11 protein-coding genes are annotated in these 12,345 nt (G+C 66.9%); 7 read left to right on the forward strand and 4 right to left on the reverse strand.

Annotated elements, in window-relative coordinates:
• The first annotated feature begins 143 nt into the window (after positions 1–143).
• Entirely contained in the window at positions 144–989 is an 846-nt protein-coding gene (locus ABWP84_RS16285) for a response regulator transcription factor (RefSeq protein ID WP_353213088.1), read from the forward strand.
• A gap of 194 nt (positions 990–1,183) precedes the next feature.
• On the opposite strand, the gene ABWP84_RS16290 is transcribed toward ABWP84_RS16285, so the two are convergent.
• The gene (locus ABWP84_RS16290; protein WP_353213089.1) at positions 1,184–3,229 is read right to left on the reverse strand and encodes an ATP-binding protein; all 2,046 of its coding nucleotides are present in this window, start codon (positions 3,227–3,229) and stop codon (positions 1,184–1,186) included.
• A gap of 205 nt (positions 3,230–3,434) precedes the next feature.
• On the opposite strand from ABWP84_RS16290, the gene ABWP84_RS16295 reads away from it, so the two are divergent.
• Both ABWP84_RS16295 and der read left to right on the forward strand, forming a co-directional pair.
• Positions 3,435–4,619 (forward strand): acetyl-CoA acetyltransferase, encoded by a 1,185-nt coding sequence (locus tag ABWP84_RS16295; RefSeq protein WP_353213090.1) that lies wholly within the window; start codon positions 3,435–3,437, stop codon positions 4,617–4,619.
• Positions 4,620–4,872: 253 nt separating this feature from the next.
• A complete protein-coding gene (gene der, locus ABWP84_RS16300; protein ID WP_353213091.1) occupies positions 4,873–6,207 on the forward strand; it encodes a ribosome biogenesis GTPase Der in 1,335 nt (444 codons plus the stop codon).
• Between the two features lie 9 nt (positions 6,208–6,216).
• Here the strand turns inward: der and ABWP84_RS16305 are convergent, their stop codons facing one another.
• Together ABWP84_RS16305 and ABWP84_RS16310 are read right to left on the reverse strand one after the other, a co-directional pair.
• Positions 6,217–7,164, reverse strand: coding sequence for a tripartite tricarboxylate transporter substrate-binding protein (locus ABWP84_RS16305; RefSeq protein WP_353213092.1), 948 nt, complete (start codon positions 7,162–7,164; stop codon positions 6,217–6,219).
• A gap of 40 nt (positions 7,165–7,204) precedes the next feature.
• On the reverse strand, positions 7,205–8,167 hold the full coding sequence (locus ABWP84_RS16310; protein WP_353213093.1) for a tripartite tricarboxylate transporter substrate-binding protein: 963 nt from the start codon (positions 8,165–8,167) through the stop codon (positions 7,205–7,207).
• A 101-nt stretch (positions 8,168–8,268) separates the two neighbouring features.
• Between ABWP84_RS16310 and ABWP84_RS16315 the strand changes: the two genes are divergently transcribed.
• On the forward strand, positions 8,269–8,901 hold the full coding sequence (locus ABWP84_RS16315; protein WP_353213094.1) for a peroxiredoxin: 633 nt from the start codon (positions 8,269–8,271) through the stop codon (positions 8,899–8,901).
• Positions 8,902–9,133: 232 nt separating this feature from the next.
• Here the strand turns inward: ABWP84_RS16315 and ABWP84_RS16320 are convergent, their stop codons facing one another.
• On the reverse strand, positions 9,134–9,577 hold the full coding sequence (locus ABWP84_RS16320; protein WP_353213095.1) for an Rrf2 family transcriptional regulator: 444 nt from the start codon (positions 9,575–9,577) through the stop codon (positions 9,134–9,136).
• 76 nt (positions 9,578–9,653) lie between these two features.
• Between ABWP84_RS16320 and ABWP84_RS16325 the strand changes: the two genes are divergently transcribed.
• The 3 genes from ABWP84_RS16325 to cysE are packed head-to-tail and all read left to right on the forward strand — an operon-like array spanning position 9,654 to position 12,246.
• Complete coding sequence (locus ABWP84_RS16325; protein WP_353213096.1) at positions 9,654–10,646, forward strand: cysteine synthase A; 993 nt, start codon at positions 9,654–9,656, stop codon at positions 10,644–10,646.
• Positions 10,634–11,599, forward strand: a complete 966-nt coding sequence (gene cysK, locus ABWP84_RS16330) for a cysteine synthase A (protein ID WP_408904285.1) — start codon at positions 10,634–10,636, stop codon at positions 11,597–11,599. Before ABWP84_RS16325 ends, cysK begins: the two co-directional genes overlap by 13 nt.
• Positions 11,599–12,246 (forward strand): serine O-acetyltransferase, encoded by a 648-nt coding sequence (cysE, locus tag ABWP84_RS16335; RefSeq protein WP_353213098.1) that lies wholly within the window; start codon positions 11,599–11,601, stop codon positions 12,244–12,246. Before cysK ends, cysE begins: the two co-directional genes overlap by 1 nt.
• Positions 12,247–12,345: the final 99 nt, after the last annotated feature.

The raw sequence follows: 12,345 nt of genomic DNA on the forward strand, positions 1-12,345 counted from the left end.
GCCGATCAAGGCGTTGCGCCATGTCCGCTAAACTTGGTGAATAATCCGGGCTAGAAGGCACGCAGCTTTGCCATTTAACGGTCGGGGGGCCGAAGAATGGGTGAGAAAGTTGAGACTAAATCGTGCCTCTGGGGGATAGAGAGATGTTATTGTTGAATATGGATCGCGCCACCCAAGCCAGCACCACGCATGGCGAGCCTGCTGGGGCCAGCATATCCGCCGGCTTGCCGCCAGGCGCCAATGACACCGCCATCGGCCCCGTCGTCATGGTCGCCGATGACGAAACCGACCTGACCGACGAGATTTGCAGCTATCTCGGCCGCAACGGCATCCAGCCCATCGCCGCCCATAATTTCGCCGATGCCATCAAGATTCTCACCACCCGCCATGTTGATGCCATCCTGCTCGACCAGCGTTTTGGCCCGGTGGATACCCTGCCGCTGCTGCCCACGCTGCGCATGGTCACCCAGGCCCCCATCCTCATCCACACCGGCAATCGTGATGAGGCCGATCGGGTGCAGGGCCTCGAGCTCGGCGCCGATGATTTCCTGCTCAAACCCGTCTCGGGGCGCGAATTGGTGGCAAGGCTGCGCGCCTGGCTGCGCCATGTGCCGCCGCAAATGCCCCCTCCCGCCAATGGCGCTCAGCCCGCCCCAGTGCAAATGGCCCTCGCCATTCCCCACCCGCCTGAGGCCGGCTGGCGCATCCTCACCAATGCGCGGCGGCTGCATCGCCCCGATGGCACGGCGCTGCGGCTCACCAGCGCCGAATTCGATATCCTCGCCGCCCTTGCCGCCAAACCCGGCGAGGTTCGCTCGCGCGAAGAACTCACCCGGCAGGTCTTCCGCCGCAGCTGGCGGCCGGGCGACCGGGCGGTGGACAATGCCGTGCTGCATCTGCGGCAAAAACTGGCCGAGGAGTTCTCGGATGGCTGCATCGTGACCGTGCGTCAGGTTGGCTATGTCTTCACCGGCTTCCCGCAGCCCTGACCCTTCCCACCGCTTCGCCCCCCCGGCGTGCCCGGCCCCGCTGCGCGCCTTTCGGCGCCGGCGGGGCCGGTTCAGTTTGAGAGCCAATTCGGTGCGCCGCGGCTCGCTGCACAGACTTTAGAGACGCTCATGGCAGAGGAAAAAAGCAAAAAGGCTTTGCCCCTCATCAGCGGCACCCCATCACCCGCAAACGCCTATGCGCGCTGAAAGGTCAGCACCGCCTCGGCGCCCTGGCCATGGCCCAGATTGCGCAGCGCGATATGGCCGCCAAAGCGCAGCATGATCGACCGGCAAAGTGCCAGGCCAAGCCCCATGCCCTGGCGCGCCGGCTTCGTGCTGAAGAAAGGCTCAAACACCCGCTCCAGCGCCTCGGCCGGAATACCCCCGCCGGTGTCGCGCAGCAGCAGCCGCACCTCATGCGCCGCCAGACCCGGCTCGCCAATAATGCGCAGCCGGCGCTGCCCCTGTGGGGATGCGGCCATGGCATCGCGCGCATTCAGCGCCAAATTAACCACCAATTGCTCCACCAGCACCGGCTGCCCCCGCACCGCGGCAAGCCCCGGCGCCATATGCAGCGCAACCTCAATGCCCGCCTCCGCCAGCGTGCCACCCACAAGGCCAAGCGCCCCGCGCAGCGCAGTGGCGAGGCATACCGGCTCGAGCGCCACCGCCTCCAGCCGGCCAAAGCTGCGCAATAGGGCGGCGATGGCCTGGGCGCGCTCGGCCTGGGCGGCGATGCGTCGCAGCCGCAGCAGCGCCTGGGGAATGCCCGCCTCGCCCTCCTCCAGCGCCTCCAGCGCATTTTCGGCGGCGAGCGCCATCACCGCCAGTGGCTGGTTCAATTCATGCGCCAGCCCAGCCGCCATGACGCCCCGCGCCTCCATCTGCCCCCGGTCATCACCCAGGCCGGAAGCCTCGCGCTCTCCCGTCACATCGGCCAACCAGCCCAGCACATCCACATGGCCAGGCCCGCGCCCCACCACCCGCGCCCGCTCACGCAGCCACATCCAATTGCCATCAGGCCGACGCAGCCGATACGCCACCTCGCCCTCATCCAAAGCTTCCCCACCGGGGGCGGCGAGGCGTTCGAGCAGCGGCGGGCCGGGCGGATAGCTGCCCCAGTCGATGCCGCGCTGCCACTTCGCCACATCCTGGAAATCCGCAACCTCCCAGCCCGTCACCTGGAGCATCGCGGCATTGGCCGCGGTGATGCTGATCTGCCACCCCATGCCCGCCCGGGCGGGGGTGAGGCGCGCCGCATAGGCCACGCCTGGCAGCAACGTGCTGCATTCGCTGCCCGCAGCCGCCACCACCCCATCTCGCGGAATAAGCCCAAAGAGCCATAGCAGCCCCAGCACAACAAGGCAGGACATGCCGATGGCCAGCCCATAGACCAGCAGCGCCAGCCGATGAGCGGCATCACCACCCGCCATATCCTCTACCCTCGCCTGCACGCTCAGTTCAAAGCCCGGCACCGAAACCGTGGCCACGGCCATGGCGCTGCCATCCTGGGCCGCCGGGCGGAACACCCCCCGCCCGGCATGGCCAGCAGGCAGCGGCCCAGGCGCCACGGCCTGCTCCAGGTGCTGCAGCCCAGCCCCGCTCATCGCTGGACGCCCTCGCGCGAGCACCTCCCCTTCGGCGTCAAGGATCAGCACCTGCGGCTCGCCGGGGCCGGTGGCGCCGGGCAGGGCCTGGGCCAGGCGCTGCGGGTCGATCAGCGCCAGCGCCAGCCCGGCAAAGCCGCCTCGCCCCAGCGGCCCGGCCGGGCCAGGTATCGGCGCCGAGAGCACCAGCCCCCCGGCCGCCAGGGCCGTCAGCAACGGCGCCATCCGCCCCTGGCGATGGGCCAAAAACAACCCGCTGCCGCCCAGCGAGGCGGGCAACGCCCCCGGTTGCGGCTGCCAGATGAGCACGCCATTGGCATCGCTCACCGCCACCGCGCGCAGCCCATCCTGGCCGTGATGCACCGCAGCGAGCAGGTTTTTTTCAATGGCATCCACCTCGCCCTGCGCGAAGCGGGCTTGCGCGAGGGCGCGGCTTTGCAGCGCGGCCAGGGCGCGTTGCGCAGGCTCCAGCGCGCGGGGCAGGGCATCGCGCGCCGCCCGGGCCGCCGCCATGGCGCGGGATTGGGCGGCGCTTTGCCGCATCGCCGTATCCTCGGCGATGAGCGCGAGCGCCGCAAACCAGGTGAGGAACAGCAGCAGCGCCCCGGCCATGCTGCCCAGAAGCAGAATCACCCGGCCGGCCCCATCCCCACCCGGCCCCTTGCGCCCTGGCGTGGCAGGCAGCCCGCCCTGTCGCCGCCAAGCCCATGGCCTGCCCAATGGCCGCTCTCCCGCATGCCGAATATCCATATGCAATTTATGTAAATCCAGGTGATTCGCTACCTCGGCGCAGCCCGTCTATAAAAGGGGCAGGTCAACACGCCCTGGGTGGAACAACATGGACAATATCGCCGCCAACCCCTGCATCATCGGCTGGGCGCATAGTCGCTTCGGCAAACTCGATGACGCGCCCGATACCGAGGCGCTGATCGGCCTCGTCGCCCGCGCCGCCATTGAAGATGCAGGGCTCGACCCCGCCGATATCGATGCCGTCTTCCTCGGCCAGTTCAATGGCGGCTTCGTGCGGCAGGATTTCCCCGCCTCGCTGGTCTTCCAGGCGGTGCCCGAACTGCGCTTCAAGCCGGCCACCCGGTATGAAAACGCCTGCGCCACCGGCTCGGCCGCCATTCACGGCGCGCTGGACTTCCTCGGCGCCAAACGCGGCCGCTTCACCCTGGTGATCGGCGTCGAGAAAATGACCGCCACACCTGGGGCGCGCATTGGCGAAATTCTGCTCAGCGCCTCCCACCTCAAGACCGAGGGCGAGGTGCCGGCTGGCTTCGCCGGCATTTTCGGCCGCATCGCCGAGAGCTATTTCCAGCGCCATGGCGACCAATCCGACGCCCTGGCCGCCATCGCCGCGAAAAACCACGCCAATGGCGTGGACAACCCCTATGCCCAGATGCGCAAAGACCTGGGCTATGCCTTCTGCCGGGCGGAGAGCGAGAAAAACCCCTTCGTCGCCCCCCCGCTCAAGCGCACCGATTGCTCGCTGGTCAGCGATGGCGCGGCCGCCCTGGTCATCGCCTCCGGCGAGGCCGCTGCCGGTTTCACCCGCGCCGTGCGCTTCCGCGCGACCGCGCAGGTGAATGACTTCCTGCCCATGGCATCGCGCGACATCATCAAATTCGAGGGTGCGGCACAGGCCTGGCGCCAGGCCCTGGCCACCGCCCAGCTCGGCCTTGATGACCTCTCCCTGGTTGAGACTCATGATTGCTTCACCATCGCCGAGCTGATCGAATACGAGGCCATGGGCCTGGTGCCGGAAGGGCAGGGTGCCCGGGCGGTGCTGGAGGGTTGGACCGCCAAGGATGGCCGCCTGCCGGTCAATCGCTCCGGCGGGCTGAAGGCCAAGGGCCATCCCATCGGCGCCACCGGCGTTTCCATGCATGTGCTCACCGCAATGCAACTCACTGGCGAGGCTGGCGATATGCAATTGTCCCGGGCCGATCGCGCCGGGGTTTTCAACATGGGCGGCGCGGCAGTGGCCAATTACGTCTCTATTCTGGAGCGGGCCGGCTAACATTGCTGCACCGCAACAGCTAACGGATTCGCAATTTTTTGTAAAAAACCTCTTGAACGTTTCGCGAGATGATCTATTCCCGACTTGTCAGGTGCGGCATTTGCCGCGTGCAACGCCCTCCTGGCAGCTTTGCCTTCCTCAACCTAGACTTGGCCGCCCCCGCAAGGGGCGGCCGTTTTTTTCGCCGCCCGGTTAAGCTTGGCTTTGGGGCTGGCATGGCGCACAAGACGCGCTTGTAAAGGTTTTCTCACCCGTGCTCCCCATTGTTGCCATCCTTGGCCGGCCGAATGTCGGCAAATCCACCCTGTTCAACCGGCTCGCCCGGCGGCGAATCGCGATCGTCGATGACCGCCCGGGTGTGACGCGCGACCGGCGCGAGGTGGAGGCCGAAATCGGCGGCCGCGATGTGCGCCTGATGGACACCGCAGGCCTGGAGGAGGCACCGGTGGAGAGCATCGCCGGCCGCATGCGGGTCAGCTCCGAAACGGCCCTCGGCATGGCCGATCTCGTGCTCTTCGTGGTCGATGCCCGCTCGGGCATCACCGCGACCGACCGCGCCTTCGCCAACCAGCTGCGCCGCACCGCGGTGCCCGTGCTGGTCATCGCCAATAAGGCCGAGGGCCGCGATGGCGGTGCCGGCGCGCTGGAGGCCTATGAGCTGGGCCTAGGCGACCCCATCGCCGTCTCCGCCGAGCATGGCGAGGGCTTTGGCGAATTGCACGACGCTGTGCGCGACAACCTGCCCGAACCCGACCCCGAGGCCGAGGAGAAGGAGAGGCCGCTGCGCCTGGCCATTCTCGGCCGCCCCAATGCCGGCAAATCCACCCTGCTGAACGCCCTGCTGGGCGAAGAGCGCATGATCGTCGGCCCCGAACCCGGCCTCACCCGCGATGCCATCGCCAGCGAATGGAATGATGGCGAGGGGATGGTGCGCCTCGTCGATACCGCCGGCCTGCGCCGCAAGGCCCGCATCGAGGACAAGCTGGAGGCGATGAGCGCGCAATCCTCCATCGCCGCCCTCAAGGAATGCGAGGTGGTGGTGCTCGTGCTCGATGCCCTGCTGGGCATGGAGGAGCAGGATCTGCGAATCGCCCGCTTGGCCGAACGCGAAGGCCGCGCTTTGGTCATCGCGCTGAACAAATGGGATGCGGTGGAAGACCGCGTGGCCACCCGCAAAAAACTCGATGATGTGCTGATGGCCAGCTTCGCCCAGATGAAGGGCATTGCCATCGTCACCATGAGTGCCGCCACCGGCCGCGGCGTGGACCGGCTGATGCCCACCGTGCGCGGCGTGCTGGAATTGTGGAATAAGCGCGTGCCCACCGGCGCGCTGAACCGTTGGTTCGAAGAGGCGCTGGAGCGCCACCAGCCCCCCCTGGTGCAGGGCAAGCGCCTGAAACTGCGCTACGCCACCATGCCCAAGGCCCGCCCGCCCACCATGGTGGTCTTCGGCACCAGGGCGGAATTGCTGCCGGTGGAATACCAGCGCTATTTGGTCAATTCCTTCCGCGAGGCCTTCCACATGCCCGGCGTGCCCATCCGGCTGCAAATGCGCGGCACGGAAAACCCCTTCGCCGACCAGGAATAGCCCCTCGGCTCAATCCGGCCGCAGCCCGGCCTGGCTGACCAGAAGCTGCCAGCGCCTGGCATCATCGGCCATGCGCTGACCCAGCGCCTCCGGCCCCGCCTCGCTGGGTGAAATGCCCAGATGATCCAGCCTTATGCGCAGCTGTGGCACCCGCAAGGCCTCCAGCACCGCCGCATAAAGCCGCGCCACCACGGCCTGTGGCGTGCCCCGCGGCGCCACCAGCCCATGCCAGCCCACCACCTCGGCATCGCCCAGGCCCAACTCCGAAAAGCTCGGCACCATGGGCAGTGCCGCCACCCGCCCGGGCGAGGAGACGGCCAGCCCGCGCAGCATCCCCGCACCAACCTGCTCGGCCACCGCGCCGATATTGCCCATCATGGCATGCACCGCCCCCGCCAGCAGGTCATTCAAAGCGGGCGCGCCGCCGCGATAGGGCACATGGCTCCATCGCCGCCCGGTCAATTCCTGCAGCAGCGCCTGCAACAAATGCGCGAGGCTGCCATTGCCGCCAGTGGCCACCGCCAGCGGCTCGCACCCCGCGCGCGCCAGAAAGCCGGCGAGGTCCGCGCTGGGGCTATCCGCCCGCACCACCAGAATTTGCGGCACCTGGGTGCCCTGCGCGACGGGCGCAAAATCCTCCACCGGGTCAAAGCTGAGTCCTGAAAACAGCGCCTTGTTGATGGAGAGATTATCCGAACCGGCGGCGAGGATAAGGCCATCCGGCCGGGCGCGGGCCACGAATTCAAAGCCGATATTGCCCGCCGCCCCGGCCCGGTTTTCGATGATGATGGGCCGGCCCAGCGGTGCTGCCATGAAGCGGGCCAGCAGCCTTGCCACGCTATCCTGGCTGCCGCCCGCCGCCGCCGGCACGATGATCCGCGGCGGGCGTTCAGGGAAATCCACCTGCGCCAAGGCAGGTGAGGTGAGCACGGCCGTCAGAATATGCCGCCGATGCATGGGAGGGATATGGTGCGCCGCCCGGGCCTGGGCAATGCGCTCAATCCGGCCTCAGCCCGGCACGGCGCACCACAGCGCCCCAACGCTGGGCATCGGACACCATCCTCGCCCCCAGCGCCTCGGGCGGCGCTTCGGTGCTCTCAATGCCCAGGGCGGCCAGGCGCTGCTGCAATTCGGGCACGGCCAGCGTCTGCACCAGCGCAGCATGCAGCCGCGCCACCATATCGGCCGGTGTGCCACGCGGTGCCACCAGCCCATGCCAACCCACCGCCTCGGCATGGGCGAGGCCGGATTCGTGGAAGGTCTTCACCTGCGGCAAGGCTGGTGTGCGCTGTGGCGAGGAAACGACAATCCCGCGCAACCGCCCCGCCCGCACATGCTCGGTGACGGCGCCGATATTGATCATCACCCCCTGCAGCGCACCGCTCATCAGGTCATTGACCGCCAGCGCCCCGCCCCGATAAGGCACATGGGTCCATTCCACCTCGGAGGCATCCTGCACCACCTGCTGGAGCAAATGTGATAGGCTGCCATTGCCGGGCGTGCCCACCGCCAATGGCTGCCGCTTGGCCAGTTCCACAAACCCCGCCAGCCCTTCTGCCGGGCTATCGGCCCGCACCACCAGAATTTGTGGCACCTGGGTGGCCTGCGCCACGGGGGCGAAATCCTCCACCGGATCAAAGCCCAGCCGTGGAAACAGCGCCTTATTGATCGACAGGCTGTCCGACCCTGCGGCCAGGGTCAGCCCATCCGGCCGGGCGCGGGCCACGATCTCATAGCCGATATTGCTGCCCGCGCCGGGATGGTTCTCCACGACGATGCTCTGGCCCAGCGGGCCCGCCATATGCCGCGCCAGCAGGCGGGCGACGATATCCTGGCTTCCCCCCGGGGCGACGGGTACAATCAGCCGGATCGGCCGATCCGCCAATCCTGGTTGCGCAGAGGCGACCATGGGCGCGGCGAGGGTGAGTGAGAGGCTATGGAAAAACGATCTGCGCTTCATGCGTTGTAGATACTTATATTGCACGCATTGTCAACGTGAATTCCATTTGGCAATTCTGCCACCACAGCGCAGCCGCGCGCGCCATCCCAGGAGACCACCCCATGTCACTCCAACTAGGCCAAATTGTTCCTGATTTCGAGGCGCAAACCACCATTGGTCCCATCCATTTCCACCAATGGCTCGGCGATTCCTGGGGCGTGCTGTTCAGCCACCCCAAGGATTACACCCCGGTCTGCACCACCGAACTGGGCGAGGCCGCCCGCCTCAAGCCGGAATTTGACCGCCGAGGCGTGAAAATCATCGGCCTATCGGTCGATACCCTCGAACGCCATGGCGGCTGGGAGGCTGATATCGAAGAAACACAGGGCCAGGCCGTGAATTTCCCGATGATCGCCGATACCGACCGCAAAGTCTCCGAAGCCTATGGCATGATCCACCCGCTCGCTGACCCCACCGTCACCGTGCGAACCGTCTATGTCATCGATCCAAACAAGAAACTGCGCCTGTCGCTGACTTACCCGCCCAGCACCGGCCGCAATTTCCTCGAAATCCTGCGGGTGATCGATAGCCTCCAACTCACCGACCGACAGAAAGTCGCAACCCCGGTGAATTGGCAGCCCGGCGAGCGCGCTATCATCCTGCCCAGCCTCTCAGACGCGGACGCCAAAACCCGCTTCCCCCAAGGCTGGGAGACGAAAAAACCCTATCTGCGCTACGTCACCATCAGCGAGTGATCGGCGAGGTCACCGTCTTCGCTTGCGGTGACATGGGTCTGGCTGGCTGCTGACAATAAGATCGAGGGGCTTTGCCCCTCGAGCACCCCAGGAGGAGGCTCAGTTTCAGCCACCTTCGATCAATTTATTGATATGGCAAATTAATCAAGGGTCCGGGAAAACGTCTCTATATGTGTCGAGCCTGGTGGGGGAGCGTTTCACCACCCTGCCAGGGCTAGGGCCTAACCCGCCATCAGATCACAAAGCTGATCACATCACTCGGCGCGCTGGCCAGCCCCGCCCCGGCAGCGCGGCGGGCCAGCATATCAAGGCTGATGGTATCAAGATGCTTCAGTGTCATCTCGTTGATATCCATCCAAAAGGGCTGCACCACCAAGGTGAAGAGAGGGTTGCTCTCACCCTCGGCCGGTGGGGCGGCCTCCTGGCTCACCGCGCGGATGATCTCGCCCAGGGTGATGCCTCGCCGGGGCCGCGCCAGCCTATACCCACCCGTCGGCCCGCGCGTGCTGCTGAGCACGCCCTGCCGCGACAATGGCTGCAAAATCGGCTCCAACCCGCGCCGCGCCAGCCCCAGCCTTTCGGCGATATCGGCCGCACTCACCGTGCCGCGCCCGGCATGCAGGGCGATATCCAGCACCACCGCGAGCGCCAGGGCTGGTCGGGCTTCCAGCAGCATATCGGGGGCTCCCTGTAAAACGTCACCGGCTTATCCCATAATACACGCCAATGATTCGTGATACTGGAAACGCCAGATGACGCACCCCGCCATTTCCCATGGGCTTTTGGGCTCTATCGGCCAAACCCCGCTCATCCGCCTGGCCCGCGCCAGCGCGGAGACGGGCTGCGAGATTCTCGGCAAGGCCGAATTCATGAATCCTGGCGGTTCGGTCAAGGATCGGGCAGGGCTCGCCATCATTCAGGCGGCGATGGAAGACGGCTCCCTCAAACCCGGCGGCACCATTGTCGAGGGCACGGCGGGCAATACCGGCATTGGCATCACCCTCGTCGCCAATGCGCTGGGCTTTAGGTCGGTGATCGTGATGCCCGAGACCCAAAGCCAGGAGAAGATCGATTTCCTGCGCATGATCGGCGCCGATCTGCGCCTGGTGCCGGCCAAGCCCTACTCTGACCCGGGCAATTACGTCCATGTCTCGCGCCGCCTGGCCGAGGAGAGCGGCGCGGTCTGGGCCAATCAATTCGACAATCTGGCCAATCGCGAGGGCCATCGCCTGACCACTGGCGCCGAAATCTGGGCGCAGACCGGCGGCCATATCGATGCCTTCACCTGCGCCTGCGGCACCGGCGGCACGCTGGCCGGCATCGCCATGGCGCTCAAGGCCCATAAGCCCGATCTGCGCATCACCCTGGCCGACCCGATGGGCAGTTGCCTCTATAATTGGGTCACCCATGGCACGCTGGAACTCGCCGGCTCCTCCATCACCGAGGGCATCGGCCAGGGCCGCGTCCCCGGCAATCTGGCCGGCGCGCCGATTGATGACGCGGTGCAGATTTCCGATGAACTCGCCCTCGAACAGGTCTTTGACCTCACCATCCATGAGGGTATTTCGGTGGGCGGCAGCGCGGGGCTGAATGTCGCCGCCGCCATCGCCGTCGCCCGCCGCCTCGGCCCTGGGCATACCATCGTGACCATCCTCTGCGATGGTGGCGCGCGCTATCAGTCGAAACTCTTCAACCCCGAATTCCTCCGGGGGAAAGGGCTGCCCACACCGCCATGGATGTCATGACCCCCCAATTCCGCGGCCGCATCCATGCCTCGGTGCTGGAGACCATCGGCGCCACGCCCTTGGTCCGCCTGCCGCGCATCGCGGCCGAGGACCGGCTGGTGGCCGATCTCTGCCTGAAACTTGAATTCTTCAACCCCATGGCCTCGGTGAAGGACCGCATCGCCCTCGCCATGGTGCGCGCCGCCGAGGCGGAGGGGCGGATCAGCCCCGGCGTCTCGGTGCTGGTGGAGCCCACTTCGGGCAATACCGGCATTGGCCTCGCCTTTGTCGCCGCAGCACTCGGCTATCGGCTGATCGTCACCATGCCCGAGGGCGCCTCCATTGAGCGGCGGCGGATGATGCGCCTGCTCGGCGCCGAGCTCGTCCTCACCCCCTCCAGCCGCGGCATGGCCGGCGCCATTGCCCGCAGTGAGGAGATCGCCGCGCAAACCCCACACGCCTGGCTGCCCCGGCAATTCGACAATCCCGCCAATCCGGATATCCATGCCCGCACCACGGCCGAGGAGATCTGGGCCGATACCGAAGGGGCGGTGGATATCATCCTGGGCGGGCTTGGCACCGGCGGCACCATGACCGGCATCGCCCGCGCGCTGAAACCCCGCGCCCCGACCTTGCGCGTCATCGGCATAGAGCCGGCAGAATCCGCCGTGCTGCATGGCGATGACCCCGGCCCGCATGGCATTCAGGGCATAGGCCCCGGCTTCCGCCCCTCGGTGCTGGATGTCAGCCTGCTCGATGGCATCGAATTGGCCAATGAGCGCGATGCCATCGCCACCGCCCGGCGCGCCGCCCGCATGGAGGGCCTCGCCTTGGGCATTTCCTCCGGTGCGGCGCTCAGTGTTGCGCTGCGCCTCGCCGCCCTGCCGGCCAATGCCGGCAAGCGCATCATCTGCATCGCGCCCAGCTTCGCCGAGCGCTATATGTCCACGGCACTCTTCGCGGGGCTCGACTGATGGAAATTTTCGAAATCGGCCGCACCATCCGTGACCGCGACCCAGCGCGCCCGACCTGGGCCGAGGTCCTGCTCTGCTATCCCGGGCTTTGGGCCGTGCAATGCCACCGTGTGGCGCATGCGCTCCACGGGTGGGGCCTGCCGGCCCTGGCGCGCTTCGTCAGCCAGACCGCCCGCTTCCTCACCGGCATCGAGATCCATCCCGGCGCCAAGATCGGCCGCCGGCTCTTCATCGATCACGGCATGGGCGTGGTGGTGGGCGGCACCGCCACCATCGGCGATGACGTCACCATCTATCAATGCGTGACCCTGGGGGGGCTGTCGCTCAAGCCCGGCAAGCGCCACCCCGATGTGCTGGATGGCGCGATCATCGGCGCGGGCGCGCAGGTGCTCGGCCCCATCACCGTCGGGCGCGGTGCGCGGGTTGGTGCCAATTCCGTGGTGGTGGATGATGTGGCCGAGGGCCTCACCGTGGTGGGCATTCCCGCCCGCAGCCCCAAAGGCTGCGATGAGGAGGCGACGGTGGGTTATGGCATGCCGGTGCGCGCCGGGGCGGACCCGCTGGGCGAGGAGGTGGCAGCGCTGCGGGCGGAGGTGGCCGCCCTGCGCGCCATGGTCCAGGCCCATTCACTGGACCGGGCAGGGTAGGGTGTGAGGCCCCCTTAGAGCCTGTTGCGTTCGCCTCGGCTCATTGCACAGGCTCTAAGCTTTTGTTTGACCAGCATCTTTATCCGCTCAAACGATTCC

Source organism: Rhodovarius sp. (assembly GCF_040399605.1).
Taxonomy (GTDB): domain Bacteria; phylum Pseudomonadota; class Alphaproteobacteria; order Acetobacterales; family Acetobacteraceae; genus Rhodovarius; species Rhodovarius crocodyli_A.

Excerpts from the sequence above, each read along its gene's own strand:
- ABWP84_RS16285 (WP_353213088.1), top strand. The coding sequence starts at position 144 with ATGTTATTGTTGAATATGGATCGCGCCACCCAAGCCAGCACCACGCAT.
- ABWP84_RS16295 (WP_353213090.1), top strand. The coding sequence starts at position 3,435 with ATGGACAATATCGCCGCCAACCCCTGCATCATCGGCTGGGCGCATAGT.
- ABWP84_RS16305 (WP_353213092.1), bottom strand. The coding sequence starts at position 7,164 with ATGCATCGGCGGCATATTCTGACGGCCGTGCTCACCTCACCTGCCTTG.
- ABWP84_RS16310 (WP_353213093.1), bottom strand. The coding sequence starts at position 8,167 with ATGAAGCGCAGATCGTTTTTCCATAGCCTCTCACTCACCCTCGCCGCG.
- ABWP84_RS16315 (WP_353213094.1), top strand. The coding sequence starts at position 8,269 with ATGTCACTCCAACTAGGCCAAATTGTTCCTGATTTCGAGGCGCAAACC.
- ABWP84_RS16320 (WP_353213095.1), bottom strand. The coding sequence starts at position 9,577 with ATGCTGCTGGAAGCCCGACCAGCCCTGGCGCTCGCGGTGGTGCTGGAT.
- ABWP84_RS16325 (WP_353213096.1), top strand. The coding sequence starts at position 9,654 with ATGACGCACCCCGCCATTTCCCATGGGCTTTTGGGCTCTATCGGCCAA.
- cysK (WP_408904285.1), top strand. The coding sequence starts at position 10,634 with ATGGATGTCATGACCCCCCAATTCCGCGGCCGCATCCATGCCTCGGTG.
- cysE (WP_353213098.1), top strand. The coding sequence starts at position 11,599 with ATGGAAATTTTCGAAATCGGCCGCACCATCCGTGACCGCGACCCAGCG.